General features: G+C 48.4%; 17 protein-coding genes. 11 read left to right on the top strand and 6 right to left on the bottom strand.

Going from position 1 to position 17,368, the window contains the following annotated elements:
- Both AC3A8L_RS10800 and gatC read right to left on the bottom strand, forming a co-directional pair.
- On the bottom strand, positions 1-438 hold a 438-nt coding region (locus tag AC3A8L_RS10800), incomplete at its 3' end, for an amidase family protein (RefSeq protein ID WP_487962262.1).
- A gap of 16 nt (positions 439-454) precedes the next feature.
- The gene (gene gatC / locus AC3A8L_RS10795) at positions 455-736 is read right to left on the bottom strand and encodes an Asp-tRNA(Asn)/Glu-tRNA(Gln) amidotransferase subunit GatC (RefSeq protein WP_487962261.1); all 282 of its coding nucleotides are present in this window, start codon (positions 734-736) and stop codon (positions 455-457) included.
- A 554-nt stretch (positions 737-1,290) separates the two neighbouring features.
- Here gatC and AC3A8L_RS10790 point away from each other — a divergent pair.
- The 8 genes from AC3A8L_RS10790 (at position 1,291) to AC3A8L_RS10755 (ending at position 12,046) form a co-directional block, all read left to right on the top strand.
- Positions 1,291-2,319, top strand: coding sequence for a rod shape-determining protein (locus AC3A8L_RS10790; RefSeq protein WP_487962260.1), 1,029 nt, complete (start codon positions 1,291-1,293; stop codon positions 2,317-2,319).
- Positions 2,320-2,505: 186 nt separating this feature from the next.
- Positions 2,506-3,387, top strand: a complete 882-nt coding sequence (mreC, locus tag AC3A8L_RS10785) for a rod shape-determining protein MreC (RefSeq protein ID WP_487962265.1) — start codon at positions 2,506-2,508, stop codon at positions 3,385-3,387.
- The gene (mreD, locus tag AC3A8L_RS10780; protein ID WP_487962259.1) at positions 3,384-3,866 is read left to right on the top strand and encodes a rod shape-determining protein MreD; all 483 of its coding nucleotides are present in this window, start codon (positions 3,384-3,386) and stop codon (positions 3,864-3,866) included. Before mreC ends, mreD begins: the two co-directional genes overlap by 4 nt.
- 200 nt (positions 3,867-4,066) lie before the next feature.
- Positions 4,067-4,693 carry a Maf family protein gene (locus AC3A8L_RS10775; RefSeq protein ID WP_487962258.1) on the top strand — a complete coding sequence of 209 codons (627 nt, stop codon included), beginning with the start codon at positions 4,067-4,069 and terminating at the stop codon, positions 4,691-4,693.
- An 80-nt stretch (positions 4,694-4,773) separates the two neighbouring features.
- Entirely contained in the window at positions 4,774-6,252 is a 1,479-nt protein-coding gene (rng, locus tag AC3A8L_RS10770) for a ribonuclease G (RefSeq protein ID WP_487962257.1), read from the top strand.
- A 76-nt stretch (positions 6,253-6,328) separates the two neighbouring features.
- Positions 6,329-10,309: a YhdP family phospholipid transporter gene (locus AC3A8L_RS10765; protein WP_487962256.1), complete on the top strand. Its 3,981-nt coding sequence runs from the start codon at positions 6,329-6,331 to the stop codon at positions 10,307-10,309.
- A gap of 39 nt (positions 10,310-10,348) precedes the next feature.
- On the top strand, positions 10,349-11,107 hold the full coding sequence (pxpB, locus tag AC3A8L_RS10760; RefSeq protein ID WP_487962255.1) for a 5-oxoprolinase subunit PxpB: 759 nt from the start codon (positions 10,349-10,351) through the stop codon (positions 11,105-11,107).
- Positions 11,108-11,110: 3 nt separating this feature from the next.
- Positions 11,111-12,046, top strand: coding sequence for a 5-oxoprolinase subunit C family protein (locus tag AC3A8L_RS10755; protein WP_487962254.1), 936 nt, complete (start codon positions 11,111-11,113; stop codon positions 12,044-12,046).
- Positions 12,047-12,068: 22 nt separating this feature from the next.
- On the opposite strand, the gene AC3A8L_RS10750 is transcribed toward AC3A8L_RS10755, so the two are convergent.
- From AC3A8L_RS10750 to pomA, 3 genes are read right to left on the bottom strand one after another with little or no spacing between them, the layout of a single operon-like run.
- The gene (locus tag AC3A8L_RS10750; protein ID WP_487962253.1) at positions 12,069-12,605 is read right to left on the bottom strand and encodes a PilZ domain-containing protein; all 537 of its coding nucleotides are present in this window, start codon (positions 12,603-12,605) and stop codon (positions 12,069-12,071) included.
- 9 nt (positions 12,606-12,614) lie between these two features.
- Complete coding sequence (locus AC3A8L_RS10745) at positions 12,615-13,601, bottom strand: flagellar motor protein MotB (RefSeq protein WP_487962252.1); 987 nt, start codon at positions 13,599-13,601, stop codon at positions 12,615-12,617.
- Positions 13,602-13,621: 20 nt separating this feature from the next.
- Entirely contained in the window at positions 13,622-14,380 is a 759-nt protein-coding gene (gene pomA, locus AC3A8L_RS10740; protein WP_487962251.1) for a flagellar motor protein PomA, read from the bottom strand.
- Positions 14,381-14,846: 466 nt separating this feature from the next.
- On the opposite strand from pomA, the gene AC3A8L_RS10735 reads away from it, so the two are divergent.
- From AC3A8L_RS10735 to AC3A8L_RS10725, 3 genes are read left to right on the top strand one after another with little or no spacing between them, the layout of a single operon-like run.
- Positions 14,847-15,017: a hypothetical protein gene (locus AC3A8L_RS10735; protein ID WP_487962250.1), complete on the top strand. Its 171-nt coding sequence runs from the start codon at positions 14,847-14,849 to the stop codon at positions 15,015-15,017.
- The gene (locus AC3A8L_RS10730; protein ID WP_487962249.1) at positions 15,004-15,249 is read left to right on the top strand and encodes an exodeoxyribonuclease VII small subunit; all 246 of its coding nucleotides are present in this window, start codon (positions 15,004-15,006) and stop codon (positions 15,247-15,249) included. The genes AC3A8L_RS10735 and AC3A8L_RS10730 overlap by 14 nt, the downstream gene beginning before the upstream one ends.
- Before the next feature lie 21 nt (positions 15,250-15,270).
- Entirely contained in the window at positions 15,271-16,140 is an 870-nt protein-coding gene (locus AC3A8L_RS10725; RefSeq protein ID WP_487962248.1) for a polyprenyl synthetase family protein, read from the top strand.
- A 67-nt stretch (positions 16,141-16,207) separates the two neighbouring features.
- On the opposite strand, the gene AC3A8L_RS10720 is transcribed toward AC3A8L_RS10725, so the two are convergent.
- Positions 16,208-17,125 (bottom strand): aspartyl/asparaginyl beta-hydroxylase domain-containing protein, encoded by a 918-nt coding sequence (locus AC3A8L_RS10720; RefSeq protein WP_487962247.1) that lies wholly within the window; start codon positions 17,123-17,125, stop codon positions 16,208-16,210.
- Between the last annotated feature and the right edge of the window lie 243 nt (positions 17,126-17,368).

The raw sequence follows: 17,368 nt of genomic DNA, 5'->3' as shown, positions 1-17,368 counted from the left end.
GCAGTTTGTGGCCCAGGGGTTTTTAACGGGGCCGTAGTAACTGGTTTCGTTGGAGGAGCCCATCGCGAACTCGTCCATGTTGGTTTTGCCAAGACAAACCACACCTTGTTGGCGGTAGTTGTCCACCACGGTGGCATCGTAAGGTGAAATAAAATTATCGAGCATTTTCGATCCGCAGCTGGTGCGAACACCTTCGGTGCAGAAAATATCTTTGTGCGCGATGGGGAGGCCACACAGCGCGGGTGCATTGCCTAGCGCAAGGCGTGCATCGGCCGCTTTGGCTTGTGCAATAGCTTGCTCTTCCGTCACGGTAATGAAGCTATTAAGCTCGGTGTCGCGGCTTTTAATTCGGTCGATAAAATATTGGGTAAGCTCCACACTGGATACAGCTTTGCTTTGCAGCTGCTTCACCAGTTGGGCAACAGTTTGGTTATGCATGCGATTATCCGTTGCGTTAGTCGATGACTTTAGGGACGAGGTAAAGGCCGTTTTCGGTGGCAGGTGCAATGGCTTGCATCTGTTCCCGCACGTTAGGTTCACTCACTTCGTCGGCGCGCAAAATCTGCACGGCATCCAAAGGGTGAGCCATGGGTTTTACATTATCGGTATTGGCAGCCGAGAGCTGGTCGACCAATGCTAATACATTGCCAATACTGGCAGCGACTTCATCGGCTTGATCGTCGGCAATGTGTAATTGCGCTAGCTTCGCTAATTGTTGTATGTCTTCTCGGTTCACGAGGACCTCCGCTTACGGAATAAATAAAAAGGCATGGTGAGTGGCATTGGCGTAAAATGGCGGCCGCTGCGATTCTAACCGTTAAAAATAGGCGCGCTAAGTTACCACATTTGCGCCTTGCCCTAAATCCCTTGCGTTGCTAGAGTGCCATCCAACTTAAAGGGGGCGAATTAAAGTCGCATTTTTGTGTTATTAAGCGACTTTTCGGGCAAGCATAAAGCCAAGTTTGAATGTTTTTTGTTCAAGGCATTGGTGTTGTACCGGCGCAGCAAGTGATAAGGTTTCCCTATAGATTAAAAAGTTTTAACACGAGTGCAATATGCGCGCCTACTATATAAGCAGGTCGTTTGTATTTTGCACTCCGTAGGCGTGAGATTGTACATTAGTGAATGCATAGTCTTCCCGGCCGTAGCGAAAGGTTATTTCGCAAAAAAATTATAGCGTGTCCGAGGTGGTAGGTGCGGGCGTTGAGTAGATGCGTCCCTAGGGGGCTGCATTACGCACATTACAGTATTCTCAGAATATGAGATTTTCTTATAAAGGTTTTCGTCCACATGTTTAAGCGTTTACGCGGGCTATTTTCAAACGACCTATCCATCGATTTGGGTACGGCTAACACTCTTATTTATGTCCGCGAGCGCGGCATTGTTTTGAATGAACCATCTGTTGTCGCTATTCGGAACCACAATGGTCAAAAGCGTGTAGAGGCTGTGGGTATGGCCGCTAAACGCATGCTCGGTCGTACGCCGGGTAATATTATGGCTATCCGTCCTCTCAAAGACGGCGTTATTGCCGACTTTCAAGTGACCGAGAAAATGCTGCAGCACTTCATTAAAAAGGTGCATGAGCACGCATGGTTACAACCTTCGCCGCGGGTATTGGTGTGTGTGCCATGCCTATCAACGGAAGTTGAAAAGCGTGCCATTCGTGAGTCGGCGCTGGGTGCCGGTGCCCGTGAAGTTCACCTTATTGAAGAGCCTATGGCGGCAGCGATAGGTGCAGGCCTTCGGGTGGAAGAAGCTATGGGTTCCATGGTGGTTGATATCGGCGGTGGTACCACAGAAATTGCGATTATCTCGCTCAATGGCGTTGTGCATTCAGACTCTGTTCGTATTGGCGGCGACCGTTTTGATGAAGCGATTATTAACTTTGTGCGCCGCAAATACGGTAGCGTAATCGGTGAAGCAACTGCAGAGCGCGTTAAAAAAGAAATCGGCAGTGCTTTTGCCGGCAATGAAGTACTCGAGATTGATGTGCGCGGTCGCAATTTAGCCGAAGGCGTACCCCGTAGCTTTACATTAAATAGCGACGAAGTCCTTGAGTCATTGCAAGAGCCTTTGGCCGGTATTGTTCAAGCCGTGAAGAGTGCGCTAGAGCAATGTCCACCAGAGCTGGCCAGTGATATTGCCGAAAGTGGCATTGTGATTACGGGCGGCGGCGCATTATTGCGTAGTATCGATCATCTTCTGATGGAAGAAACGGGCTTGCCGGTAATTATCGCGGAAGATCCACTCACTTGTGTGGCGCGTGGTGGTGGTAAGGCAATGGAATTAATGGATAGTCGAACAATTACCCTATCTTAACAGTGGCGAAACCTGTCGATAAAAAACGCGAAAAGCTAATAACAATCGCTGAATGTGCTATTTTTGGGCACCTGAGCTATGGTGTTAATGATATAAAAGTTGTTAACGCCTACAGTTGTCGCCAATAGGGCACAGGACTGTGATTTGTTAAAGCACGTTTTTAGCTGCTAAGAAGAGGGCGGTACCATCAAGCTGCTGTTTACCAAAGGACCATCATTGGGTGCCAAAATGGCTGCGCTCTTTGTGGTTTCTGCTGTGCTTGTCGCACTGTTTGTTACCACCCCGTTTTTGGAGGGGGCGCGTAATAAAGCGGTGGGGCTGGCTGCTCCCCTTTATCATTTGGCGGACTTACCACGTAACTTACGTGAATGGAGTCGAACACGCTTAATTGGTCGTGATAAACTCATTCAGGAAAATGAAGCCCTTCGCAGTGAATTGTTAGTGCATCAGCGCAAGCTTCAGCAGCTAGCTTTTCTCGCGGCCGAAAACACCCGCCTTCGCCAATTACTGAATTCAGCCGATACGCTTAATCAACGGGTGCTTGTGGCTGACCTTATCGGTGTTGCGCCAGACCCAAATATTCATAAAGTCTTTATTAATCGCGGTACCAAAGATGGTGTTTACGTGGGCCAGCCTGTGGTCGATGCATCGGGCTTGATTGGTCAGGTGGTGAATGTTTCTTCGTCGAATAGCACTGTACTGTTAATTTCTGATACCAGCCATGCGATTCCTGTGCAAATTAACCGCAATGGTGTGCGGCTGATTGCTGAAGGTCGCGGCAGCGTGTTTGAGCTGGGCTTACGGCATGTATCCAGTACGCTGGATATTAAAGAAGGCGATTTACTGGTGAGCTCTGGTTTGGGTGATATTTATCCCGCGGGCTACCCCGTTGCTACTGTTGATAAAATTGTTTACGACCCCGGTAAGCCCTTTGCCGATGTTGTGGCAGTACCCATGGCGCAGCTGAACCGTAATCGCCATGTATTGCTGGTGTTTGCGCAGTCCACTAAAGCGCAAGTGATCAAAGTTGTTGATGATGCACCCTCAGCGGCGCAAGCAGCGCCATGAGGGGTAACAGCGGTTATTTACCTTGGCTGGCTGGCACAGTTTTTGTGGGTTTATTGTTAAGTATTTACCCGCTCCCGGCACATTATTCTTGGTTTCGTCCCGAATTCCTTACCTTAGTCTGCATCTTCTGGTCGGTATTTTGCCCTTATCGGTTTGGGGTTGTGATGGCGTGGGCGATTGGCTTACTTCAAGATATTGTTGTCGGGGGTGTATGGGGCGCGCATGCACTGTCGTTGGCTTTTATTGCGTATTTGTGTTTGTGCTCGTATCAGCGATTGCGTAGCTATGGGCGCGGCCAGCAAATGCTATGGGTCTTTGTTCTGGTGGGTATTCATGAGGTATTCGTCAATTGGGTGCAGGGTTTGAATGGTTATGCAGCGCCAGTGGCGATGATTATTTTGCCAACGCTTATTACTGCTTTGTGTTGGCCGTTAGTGGTGGGTTTGCTTAAGCCAACGCATAACATGTGGCAGGGTTGAACTGTCTTTAGGGGCGTGCACGGAATAAGTTGTTGGAATTTGGGTTTGTGGGTGCTTGCTTGACGAGGCGAAAATATGGAGTAATAGCCGGCTATTGCAAATATTTTTAACGAAGGCAAGCGTGCATCCAGGAATTCAAAAACGGGAAGTTATTTCATGCACGCCCCTTAGGTGATGCTATTTAGCCTCATCAACAAGCGATGAAAAAACAAGAGAACTTCAGTATGCAAGCTTCTGGTTCGGTAGTGCCGACATTATTTTTAGCCTCCAAATCGCCTCGCCGTGCGGAACTTTTACAGCAAATGGGGGTTTCGTTTGAGGTGCTCAGTATTGATGTACCGGAACAGCGCAAAACCAGCGAAGCGCCAGCGACTTATGTGGCGCGTTTAGCGTGCGACAAGGCCCGTGCCGGCGCTGAAAAAATGCCGGGTTGTGTGGTTCTAGGGGCTGATACTATTGTTGAGTGCGCAGGGAAGGTGCTTGAAAAACCTCGCGATCAAGCCCATGCCGCAGAAATGCTGTTGTTGTTGAGTGATAAAACCCATTGGGTCCATACGGCGGTGGGCGTGTGCCGTGGTGAGCAATTGCTGACTGAATTGGTAACAAGTGAGGTGACTTTTCGTGCGCTATCTAGCGAGGAAATCACGCGCTACTGGCATACCGGCGAGCCGGCCGACAAGGCTGGGGGTTATGGAATTCAGGGCTTGGGGGCTGTGTTTGTTCGACATTTATCGGGGAGTTATTCGGGTGTTATGGGTTTGCCCATTGCGCAAACACAGCAACTCTTGAATGCTTTGAATATTCCTTGCTGGCAGGTGGTTGCCTAGGACAGTCTTGGCGTTATGGCTGCTTGGTATTTGCCGCTATTATAATAATTAATGCACCGTGACATTGAGAAGAGAGCCGTATGAGAGATGAAATTTTAGTCAATTTTGGCCCGACAGAAACGCGTGCAGCACTGGTTGAAAATGGTGTGGTGCAGGAGATCTACATCGAGCGCACACAAAAGCGTGGCATTGTTGGCAATATTTATAAAGGTAAAGTTGTACGTGTATTGCCCGGTATGCAGGCCGCTTTTGTGGATATTGGTTTAGAGCGCGCGGGTTTCATCCATGCCGGTGATATTTCTCCTCAGGGCGTGGATACCGCTGAGACTAAAAGTAATGAGCCTGCGGATATTCGCACGCTGTTGCGCGAAGGGCAGCAAGTGCTGGTGCAGGTAACTAAAGATCCCATTAGTACCAAAGGCGCGCGTTTAACAACACATATTTCTGTTTCTGCCCGCTATTTGGTCTATATGCCAAGTAGTGAACATATTGGTATTTCAAACCGTATTGAAAGCGCACCAGAGCGGGAACGCTTAAAGGCGGCGGTGACTGAAATTACTGCAGAGTATAAAGAGCAATATGGCGGTGGTTTTATTGTGCGAACAGCGGCCGAGGGTGCCTCTAACGAAGAGCTGACAGCTGATATCCCGTTTGTTTACAAGCTGTGGCACAACCTTGAAGATAAAATTAAAACATCGAAAGCCCCCACGTTGGTATATGAAGACTTACCGCTTTATATGCGTACCGTGCGTGATTTAATGCAGCCTTCGCTGGAAAAAGTACGTATCGATTCACGAGAGTCATTGCAGAAAATGGAAAATTTCGCGCAGTACTACGCACCAGAAATTGGCGGCCGAATAGAGCATTACCCAGGTCCGCGCCCGATTTTTGATTTGTACGGGGTTGAAGACGAGCTGAAAAAAGCGCTGGATAAGCGCGTTCCTTTAAAGTCGGGTGGTTATCTTATTATTGAGCAAACCGAAGCCATGTCGACCATTGATGTGAATACGGGTGCTTTTGTTGGGCATCGAAACCTCGAAGAAACCATTTTTAAAACCAATATGGAAGCGGCTACGGCTATTGCGCGACAGCTGCGTTTACGCAATTTGGGCGGCATTATTATTCTCGATTTCATTGATATGATGGATCCAGAACATCAGCGCCAAGTGTTAAGAACGCTTGAAAAACACTTGGAAAGAGACCGCGCTAAAACCAATGTTATGGGGGTTTCGCAACTCGGTTTGGTCGAGATGACACGCAAGCGTACGAGCGAATCGTTAGGCCAGATGCTGTGTACGCCGTGTTCGGTGTGTAATGGTCGCGGCATATTAAAATCGGCGGAGACTGTGTGCTATGAAATCTTTCGCGAAATTTTACGTGAAGCCCGTAATTATGACGACACTAAGTTATTAGTATTAGCATCGCAGGTCGTGATTGATCGCTTACTGGACGAGGAATCCGATAATGTAGCGGATTTAGAACTCTTTATTGAGCGCTCAATAAAGTTTCAAGTAGAGGCGCTCTACAATCAAGAGCAATACGATATTGTATTGGTTTAGCGTTTTTTGCTATGTCTTTTATTGTGTGTAAAGTCAAAATGAAGTGGTTATGTTTTGTCGTGAGTAGGGGGCAGCGTTGAACTTGATTTCGCGCCGCTCGTTGAAAACCTTTGTCCGCATTGTTTGGGGGACAACTGTTTTTTTAGTGATTTTTCTAGCTGTCTGTGTGCAATTAGGCCGCACGGCATTTCCTTACCTGAACGATTATAAATCGCTATTCGAAGATCAACTCTCTGCACGTCTCAACGCTAAAATTACGGTAGAAGAAATCGAGGCCAGCTGGGATGGTTTACGCCCCGCGATTGCATTGCGTGATGTTCGTGTTAGCGGCGGTCCTTACGAGGGCGAACTGTATGCTGCGCGCTTATCGGCACAAATTAATTTATTGGCCACCTTTAAAGATTGGCGGTTGGCATTAGGTAAATTGGATTTTGAAGGCCTGCGCGTAGAGATGGTTCAGGCCGATGACGGAGCTTGGGGGGTGGTCGGTTTACCGCAATCTTCGGCCGGGGATAGCAATTTCACCATCGATGATCCGTTAGATATTTTCTTGTTTGGCCGCCGCCTAGAGTTGAACGAAACTTCTTTGGTGATGCGTTTTCGTACGGGCCATATTGCCGAAATGACAATCCCTTCGGTGTCGCTAGAAAATGATGCAAACTTTCACCGTTTAAAAGCAAAAATGGATGTCGATACCGATTCTAATGCGCTTTATTTTGTCGTAGAGGGGCAAGGTGATCCGCGTGACGATAAAAATTTCGAGGCGAGTGGTTATTTGCAGTTACAGCAATTCCCACTGCAAAAAGTAGTTGCGGCAACGGGTTTGCATAAAGGGTTTGATATAGAGCCCGGCTTGTGGAGTGACGGCAGCCGGATGGATTTCCAATTTTGGTTTGAAGGTTCCACGGCTAAAGGGTTTGATTTTAATGGCGGCGGTAAAGCGTCTGGTTTGCCTTTCAAATTACCCGGTGAAGCTGAGGCGCCGGCTATTCCTCAGTTTAAATTTACGGGCCGGTGGGATAAACAGGATGGCCTATTGACCCAAATTTCTAATCTGGGGTTAACCTGGCCGCAAACCAAAATACCGCCTTTGGATATAGAGCTGCGTGCGGGCTTGAATAGGCCGGCGGAGTTGCGTATTCGTGAGTTAGATGTCACCGCTTGGAGTCAAGCGGTAGGAGCTTTGAACCTTAATAATACCGTTGCGAAGCTGCAAGATTTATTACAGCCTGGCGGAACGCTTCGCGACATTGGTGTAACACTCACCACGGCTGAACAGGGGTACTTTAATTTAAAGGCGAATGTTTTTGAGGCTTCGGTCGAAAGCTGGCAGGGCGCGCCACAAGTTCGCCATGCCACAGGTTTTGTTGAATCAACAGCCTTTAACGGACGAATGGTGATTGATGCTAACGATGGTTTCGTGATGCATTACCCGGTGGTCTATAAAAAGCCGCTCGATTTTTATCAGGCTTCTGGCGAGGTGGCCTGGTTTGTTAATTTAGAATCTTCAATGGTTCATGTGACATCCGGCCTGCTCAAATTAAAAGGTGAGAGCGGTGATGGCTCGGGTTATTTATATTTAAGTTTACCGACTAAACCCCTCGAAAATGTCGAACCTGAAATGATACTCATGGTGGGCATGCGTGAGAGTATTGTGCGTTATCACGACGCGTACGTTCCTTATACGATTCCCGATTCTCTTTATAGTTGGTTAGGGCAAAGCATTAAAGACGGTGAGCTGACCGATGGTGGCTTTATTTACCGTGGATCTTTATTGGGTAAACCAATACGCCCACGCAGTTTACAGTTGAGTATGAAAATACACAGCGGCGAACTCGCTTTCGACCCCGCTTGGCCGGTGCTTAAAAATGCAGAAGCCGCATTATTAGTTGATGATTTGGATTTAGCGGTGACCATAGATAAAGGGGAGTTGTCAGGGAATACCCTAACCAACGGCCGGGTGGCACTGGTTAAAACCCATGATGATAAAGTGGCACTGTCCATTACAGGTGACGCTAGCGGCGATACTGAACAGGCGCTGGCTTTATTGCGTTCTAGCCCGGTGCAAGATATCGCCGGTGAAGCGCTCGCACAATTTCAAGCCAGTGGCTCTTATATCGGTAATGTGGAATTATTTATTCCGCTCGAAGGTGGGCTCCGTGATGGTTGGCAAGATATTCGAGCCACTATTGATAGCGGAATTTTTCAGTTGTCTGAGTTGGACTTAACGTTTAATAACGTTAAGGGTGATATTCGTTATCACACTCAGGAAGGTCTCACTGCTAAAAATATTGCAGCGACGTTATGGCAGCAACCTGTTCAGGGTAATCTCATAACCGTAGGGGATGACGTAGGGCGAGTACTGCAGCTGGAATTTTCGGGGCGCGCAGATGTGGCAGATTTAAAGGGTTGGTTAAAGCGACCAATCTTTAATTATATGCATGGCCAGGCTGATGTCAGCGGTGCATTAAAGCTGCCCTTCGACCACCCTGCGCAAGGGGTCGAATTAACAGTCACCTCGCAGTTGCAGGGTGTCACATTCGATTTTCCAGCGCCGTACAGCAAACTTGCAGACCAGGCGCACGCCTTAACGGTGGAATACGAAGCGCCTCGCAATTCGACAAGCAGTTATCTTACCGTTAACTCTGCTTTTGATATTTCATCAAAGTTGATGATGGACAAGGGTAACTTCAGGGCGATGGATGTTAGCTTTGGCGAACCTAATCGTCTGCGTGAAGGGAGTATTCGCTTGCATGGCAATATCGGTGAAATTGATGCTGGGCCGTGGAGCGACTTTGTCTTGGAGTACATCGAGGCATTAACGTCGCTTGAGCCCGATGTTGAAACTGCCGAGGATCTCGCTTCCGGTGCTCAAACATCGTCAAAGCTCACGCCAGCTAATAAAACCCTCGTGAAGGCGCCTATTTTCTCAATGGGGATACGTGCGAAGCAAGTTACATTGGGCGAGCTAGTTGTTGACGATGTCGCGTTGTGGGGAAAAGAACTTGAGGATTCTTGGTACTTTGATCTAGAGACACCCAAAGCAGTGGCCAATTATCGGCGTTTTAATAACAATCGTCCGGCCGAACTGCATTTTGAGTATTTACACTTACCGAGCCCCGATGAAGACAGTGACCCCAATCGTGAACAGCAAAGTTTTATTGCTAATTTAGCGTTGGAAAATTTGGAACCTACAAATGTGCGCATTGATGAACTGGCCTTTGGTGGGCAAGGCTGGGGACATATTGCCTTTGACTATCGGCCCGAGCACCGAGGTTTAGTGGCTAAGCACATTCGTGGCAACATTCGTGGTTTAAAGACGACCGACGGAACCTTAGCCATTTATAAACGCAATGCTAATGAATGGGAAAGTAGTTTTAGCGGTGTGATAAATACGGCGGATATAGGCGGCGTGTTAGAAAATTTTGATTATCCTAGGGCGCTTGCGAGTGATACCGCTACCTTCAATGTTAGTTTGAATTGGCCTGGGCACCCGGATCAGTTAAACCTGAATAGCCTTGCGGGTACTGTCGCCTTACAACTTAATAATGGTCATTTTATTCAAGGTGATACCGGCGACGATCGTTCTTTGTTAAGGCTTATATCCTTACTGAATTTTGATACCTTAGTACGTAGGCTGCGATTGGACTTTTCAGATTTACGGCCTGAGGGTTTAAGCTACGATACGGTTACCGGTAAACTTTATTTTCAAAAAGAAACCGTTAAAATTAAAACGGAAACGCCATTGGTCGTTGATACCACATCGGCCGATTTACAGCTGGTGGGTGATATTTACTTAAGGTCGCAAACTATTGATAGTCAATTAGTCGCGACTCTACCTATTGCGGGTAACTTAGCCGTAGCCGCTGCGCTCACCGCAGGCTTACCTGCGGCGCTGGGTGTTTATGTAGTGGGTAAACTTTTCAAAGAGCAGGTTGATGAATTAGCCAGTGTACGTTACAACGTGACGGGTGGCTGGGACGACCCCAAACTTGAAGTCGATAAGATATTCGAAGGGCATGCCCGTGATAAACCAGCCTCAACCGAGCCAGAATAGTTCCAGTACCTGCCTCTAAATCAGTGATTAAGCGCATCAATGACAACTTCAAACATTAATCACTCCTGTGTCGTGAATCATGATGTCGAGCTAATTTGGCACAACGAGCATACCTTTAGTTTAAGGTTCAAGGCCCCTCCAAGTTTAGCTTTAACGCAAATAATTTCTGCTGTCCATTTAAGTGTAAGCAAGCACTTTTCGGTTTATATTCTCGAAAGTATTCCTAGCTATAACGCTTTAATGATCGTTGTCGATTTTATATTGATAGCGCCGGATACGTTAGCTGAAGCGATAATTCAACGCATAAAGTGCGATCTGCTGGCGAGCGTTCAGGATCAAAGTATTAATAAAACCGTGCTAACAATTCCCGTTTGCTATCACCCTGAGGTTGGCCCCGATTTGCAAGCGTTAGCCCATAGTGCTGACCTCTCTATTGAAGAGGTTATAGCGTTACACACTCAAAAAACCTATACCGTGTGTGCTTTAGGTTTTGCGCCTGGCTTTCCATACTTGGGTTTTGTTGACTCCCGTATTGCAAGGCCCAGACTTACAACGCCGCGCCATAGCGTGGTGGCGGGTTCGGTGGGGATTGCGGATAATCAAACGGGCATTTACCCGAGCGACTCGCCCGGCGGCTGGAATATTATTGGCCGCACGCCACGCGTCTGTTTTGATCTTCAGCGCCCAGTAGCGCAAGCGAGTATTTTTGTCGTTGGGCAAAGTGTACGCTTTGAATCGGTAACCCATGAGGTTTACGAAGAATTATGCCGCGACTTAAGCAATAACGGGTGGCCATAAATAATGTCACGTTTTGGTTTGGTACAAATACTTAAAGCGAGCGGCAAAATCACAACGCAAGATTTAGGGCGTAAAGGTTGGTCGCACCTTGGTATCTGCGAAAGCGGCGCAGCCGACGAAATGGCTTATTTATGGGCTAATCATTTGGTGGGGAATACCTTAAAAAACCCTGAAGCTTGTGCCGCTTTAGAAATCACCTTGGGGCAGGTGGCTCTCGCCTTTACGGCACCGACACTAGCGGCCATAACCGGCGCTAATGTCGAAGCCTTTTTAAATGATAAGCCTCTGCCTAATTGGCAAAGTTTTCGCGTGGGGGCCGGCGATGTGTTGCGCTTGTCGTTACCGAAAGCAGGGCTTATTAATTACTTGGCCGTACAGGGTGGTTTTAATGTGCGACGAGTGTGTGGCAGCGCCAGTGTTTGCGAGCGCGAAAGTATTGGCCCGTTTAACGGGCGGGCATTGCAAGTAACGCAATGTATTGGTTATCGTGAATCGCAATCCAGTATTCCTCTTCGTTTAGTGCGAAAAGATTACATTCCCCGTCATAACGGCCAGGATATTCCTTTTATTCCTAGAGCGGATGCCTCTTTTAAGCGTGATTCAATGCTTGCGCAAATATTTACAGTATCGCCGGCCACAAATCGCATGGGCTGCCGTTTAACGGGAAATCCCATTACTATGGCTGGCAAGCAAACTGATCAATGCATTAGCGCTGGCATGCCCTATGGTGCGGTGCAGCTTCCGCCGGATGGCCAGCCGATTGTTTTATTAAAAGACCGGCAAACTATGGGCGGCTACCCGCTATTGGGGTGTTTGTCGCGTTTAGGGGGCGGGCGTTTGGCACAATGCCGGCCAGGAGAGGCTGTAAATTTCACAGTAATTTCACGAGAGCAAGCACTGCGACAATTGCGTGAGCGCTATGTTTTTTTTGGTGCATAGCTTGCAGAGTACAAAGTTTTTTCTAGGGCGAGCTTTGATTGCGGCGTTCGGCTAGAAGTGTGCTTTGCCTGCGAACAACATGTTGAATTAATTTTTCTTGGCTAGCTTCGCGTAAATTTAAAAAGTCGACGCGCCAAATATAATCATCGTCACCACCTTGATGGCAATCTACCAGTAAACCGTCAACTTCCATCTTTTCGCCATCATCGAGGACCAAAAATAAACGCAGGTGCGCGCCAACATCCAGCGCTCCGTCTTCAGCAAAAGCTAAGCCGCAGGCGCTCATGTTCACTTTGCGTGCGCGGTAGGCAAGTGTTGTTTTTGAGGTTTTGTCGACTTGGGTTAAACGCTCTATTTTTTGGTTTAATAAAGCGATGAGTTCGATAAGCTCGGGGTGAGCATGCTTTTGTTCCGCGATTAAAATTTCCATGCGCCGGTCTTGATCAGCAATTAACGCAAAAGTGTCGTCAGCGGTACTTTCTTGTTTCGAGTGAACAATTTGATAGCTCAATTTAACGGTATCGTTAATACGAAAATAACGGCGACGTTCCGATGACATTGTAGGCTCCTAAAAAATTTCTTCCGGCTGTAGTTCGAACAGGTAGTCGGGCTCGAGTTTCAAGTCTCGCAATATGTCGGCACCATCCGGCGACTGCAAAACGGCTTTATCATCTTCGGATAAGTCATTGTCTAAGCTTTGTAAAATAAGAATTTCTACGCGACGGTTTTTGGCGCGACTTTCGGCGTTATTATTACTTTCAAGGGGCTTGGTATCCGCCATGCCGCTGACTTCAAAGCGACGAGAGTTAATCACATTGCCACGCATGAGTTCATGCGCTACTGAAACGGCACGCGCAGAAGATAATTCCCAGTTAGAGCGGAAGCGGGCGGTCTTAATGGGGATGTTATCCGTATGGCCTTCAACCTTAACGTGACCCGGCTTAAGAGCCAGTACGGCTTGAACCTCTTGCAGTGCATCGCGGTATTCTGGTTTGAGTGTAGCCGAGCCCGAGCCAAACGAGCCGCGCTCGCGAATGCGGATAATAATTTTCCGGCCTTCGGTTTCTATTTCAATTTGCCCGGCTAAAATCTGTGCACTTAGGGCATCGGCTAGCTCATAAGCAATTTGTTCGGTTTGTTTTTCGAGTTCTTCTAGCACTTCTTTAACGCGCGCTTTAACCCCTGCATCGTAGCCTTCCTCCCCCTGTTCAACGTCAAAATCTTCGGAGCACTCGACCTTGAGTGACATTTCGGTCACGTCTTGCGTGGTCTGAAAAATTTCATTGATGGGGGTGGGCTCTGGGCGGCCCGGGCTAAACTCCTGCGCAATAATGCTTGTGCCTTTGGGTGGGTCAGTGACATTCAATTTGTTTTGCACGCCAAAGGCCTGCGCCATAGAGCCAGCCAAGCGCTTAAATTTCATGGCGTCCATTTCAGAGAAAGATAAAAGCAATACGAAAAAGCACATCAGCAGCGACATTAAATCGGCGAAGGTGCCCATCCAGGCTGGCAGGCCAGCCTTGCAGTTGCATTTTTCCTCTTCTTCATCACTCATAGCGAGTTAGCGCGGGTGAATTACTCTTCACCGGGATCGCGCTTGCCCTCCGGAAGATAGTTGCGCAGCATACCGTCGATCACGCGTGGGTTTTGGCCGTTTTGAATGGCAATAAGGGCATCGATCACCAAGCTTTTAATCATGGCCTCTTCGGCGGCGCGCAAGGCGAGTTTGTCGGCCATCGGCTGACAGAGGGCGTTGGCAATAATAGCGCCATAGAGCGTCGTGAGTAGGGCAACGGCCATTGCTGGGCCAATCGATTTTGGGTCGTCCATGTTGGCCAGCATGGCTACCAAACCAATAAGTGTACCGATCATTCCCATGGCAGGTGCCATCTCGGCCATATTGGCAAAAATAGAAGCGCCTATTGCGTGCCGTTCTTCGGCTTTGCTTTTATCTTTTGAGAGTAGGGCTTTGACGATGTCGGGTTCGTGGCCGTCTACTAGTAATTGAATGCCACGCTTTAAAAAGTCATTACTGACTTCCTTACCCTCGAGTGATAACAAACCGCCTTTACGTGCTTCGTCGGCAAGGCCAACTACTTCGTTGATAAGTTCGACGGGGTCGGTACTGTTGAACTTAAAGCTTTTACCGGCCACTTTAATCGCGCCCAAAAACTGCCCAAGCCCATACTTTGCCATAACAGCAAAAATAGTCCCCCCTACGACGATAACAATCGAGGGTATGTTGATGAACATGCCGAGCTGGCCACTCATCAACATGGCGATTACGATGAGCGCGAGTGCGCCCAAAATCCCGACTAACGATGCTAAATCCACTCTGTGCTCCCTTGTTTCGGTTGCAGTACCGCTTGTTCAATTGGCCTATGAGGCGTTTAAGGGGCGAGGAAACAATATTTCATCCACTAATGCTTGATCTCGACATCCTTACCTTCGTTGCTCAAAGCGTTACATGCCCCGGCATGCGCCCCTTCGAGCGCCTCGATAAGAATGCCGATCTCTTCGCCTAATTGGACAAACTATTATTGCCTCGTCCCTAACGTTTTACTTACCCAGTTATCGGCCGATGCGCATAAAAATTAAATTTTCCTACTACAGCGCGAATAAACGTAGGTCGAGGACCTTATCCCATGCTGTGAGTCCTTTACTGCCCATTGCTGCGACTCAAGCGATTACTGCGCTACCCATGTATTCATGTGTGCTGTGATGAAGTAGTAAAATTTAGCGTCTAATTTGGATAAACGCTTCCCGCCTTGTGCTTCAGTTATTCACTCTTTGAGTGTAGATGGTTTTAACCGGTCTTCCTGAAATTGATGGGAGTCGAATTAAGAAGGCTTATTGGGATGGGGCTTTAGGGCTGATGCCGTCATTGTCAGGTTTGACCGGCCTGAGTAAGTTGGGTAATGTGCGGCATCTAATAATGGTCGAGATTCAGGAGTATCATGGTTACGCGTAAAAAAACGGCGCATTTTGAGAAGTCTTTAGAGGCGTTAGAGTCTGTGGTAGGCGATATGGAAAGTGGTGAACTTAGCTTGGATGATGCGCTTAAAGCCTTCGAAAAGGGTGTAAGGTTAACGCAAGAATGCCAGCAAGCCTTAGATGAGGCCGAACAAAAAGTGGCTATATTGCTGGGCAATACCCCTACCGACGAGCCGGTTCCTTTTGATGTCGACCCTGCCGATCAATAAGCGCTTAAAAAGAACACCATTGTGAATGATTCCTTAGCTCAATTTATAAACCAGCATTTACCTGAAATAGAACGGCAGCTTGCGGCGGCATTGCCAGCGCCTATCTCGGGCGGTGAGCGCTTGCGCGAAGCGATGGCTTACAGCTTGTTAAATGGCGGCAAGCGCATACGGCCCATTCTGGTGCTGGCAGCCGCTAAGGCCTGCGGTGGCATTACACCGTTCACATGGCCAGCGGCAGCGGCGGTGGAATATATCCATGCTTACAGTTTGATTCACGACGACCTACCTGCGATGGATGATGATGATTTACGCCGCGGTAAGCCCAGTTGTCACAAAGCCTTTGACGAGGCTACAGCAATTTTGGCGGGTGATGCTCTGCAGTGCTCTGCTTTTGAGTGTTTGGCTGCGCAGTCAGAAACATTACCCATGGTGGCGCCTTTGGCAAAAGCTGCCGGCGCCCGCGGTATGGTAGTTGGGCAGGCGATTGACCTCGGTGCCGTGGCGCAGCAACTGAGCTTAGAGCAATTAAGCCATATGCATAAGCATAAAACCGGTGCGCTTATTGAGTTGAGTGTAGAGCTAGGGGCAATGTCTGCAGGCGCTAGTAGCGTGCAATTGCGGGCATTGGCGGAGTATGCGGATGCGGTGGGGTTGGCTTTTCAGGTGCAGGACGACATCCTGGATGTTACCGCCGATACTCAAACGCTAGGCAAGCAGCAGGGGGCCGATGCGGCGAACAACAAGCCGACCTATGTGAGCCTATTGGGATTAGACGGCGCCCGCAATAAGGCGCAGCAATTGTTGGGTCAAGCGTTAGCGGCATTAAAAATATTACCGGAACCAGACTTGTTGGCGGCGATAGCGCACTACATTATTGCCCGCGAGAAATAACCTGCATGGCGCCAAACACAAAAAAGGCGGTAATGCGCCTTTTTTATTATGGATAGATTGTTATTGGTTAGAAAAATAAACCCCAGATAATCAGTGCAAACAATAGGTATTTCAGTAGGTAATACAAAGGCTTGTTTTTAACCTTGATCTTTTTGCCGACCAAGCGAATACCGTACACGTAGCCAAACAACTTATTGATAGCGCCTACTTTATCGCCCGGCTGATTTTTAGAGACTGCTGCGCCCATGACAATGCGCGAAAAAGCCGCATTAAGCCATGCTGCCGGTGCAAACCACATGGGCCTTACAACATCACAAAACAATACAATCCGTTGTTTGTCGGTGTCATTTCTGGCGTAGTGAATAAACGTCTCATCAAACATCACCGATTTCCCGTCGTGCCATACATAGGGTTCGCCATCCACATAAATTGCGCAGTCCTCATCACCTGGGGCAGTGAGTGCCAAGTGGTAGCGCAGTGAGCCCGCATAAGGGTCGCGGTGTTGCTGCAACTTAGCGCCTGGCGGCAGGGAAGCAAACATGGCCGCTTTAATAGAGGGAACTTGTTTTAGCAGTGCCACGGTTTTGGGGCACATGTCATTGGCCGAGGTTAGATCGTTGCCGTACCACTTCAAGTAAAAACGCTTCCAGCCTGTACGAAAAAACGAATTAAAACCAACATCGTCCAAGTTCTGCGAAGCCACAATGCGCTGCTCGGCCTGCAAGGCCAAAGCCTCATCCCGAATAATCTCCCAGTTGTCTTCCAGTACCTTTAGGGCAGGGTAGTCTTGAGGGTTGTGGTAGGGCGTAGAGGGCGCCTTTGAAAAAAGATACATCAAGCAGTTAATAGGCGACATCACCGTTGAGTGGTCGAACAGTTGCCGCGAGAAGCGATGCCGCACCTTGCCACGAAAATGCACGTAGCAGCCACCCATGGCAAAAACCAATAAAACCCAGGCGCCGCTAGGGATTGTGAAATCAGACAAAACACACCTCCATTAATAGGGGGCGGCATTTTAGCAAGTTCGTAAGGTTTCGGCTAATAAATACGTTTTGGGCGGGGAAGTGGGCTGCGCAAGTCGTAGGGGGAGGTGGGCGTTAGGGGCGAGGAAACAATATTTCATCCACTAATGCTTGATATCGACATCCTTGCCTTCGTTGCCCAAAGCGTTATATGCCTCGGTAACTGCTCCATGCGTTACCCTAATGACCTATATCCGTATAGGCCC

Source organism: Marinagarivorans sp., from assembly GCF_982758155.1.
This window is presented reverse-complemented; position numbering and strand designations above follow the sequence as displayed.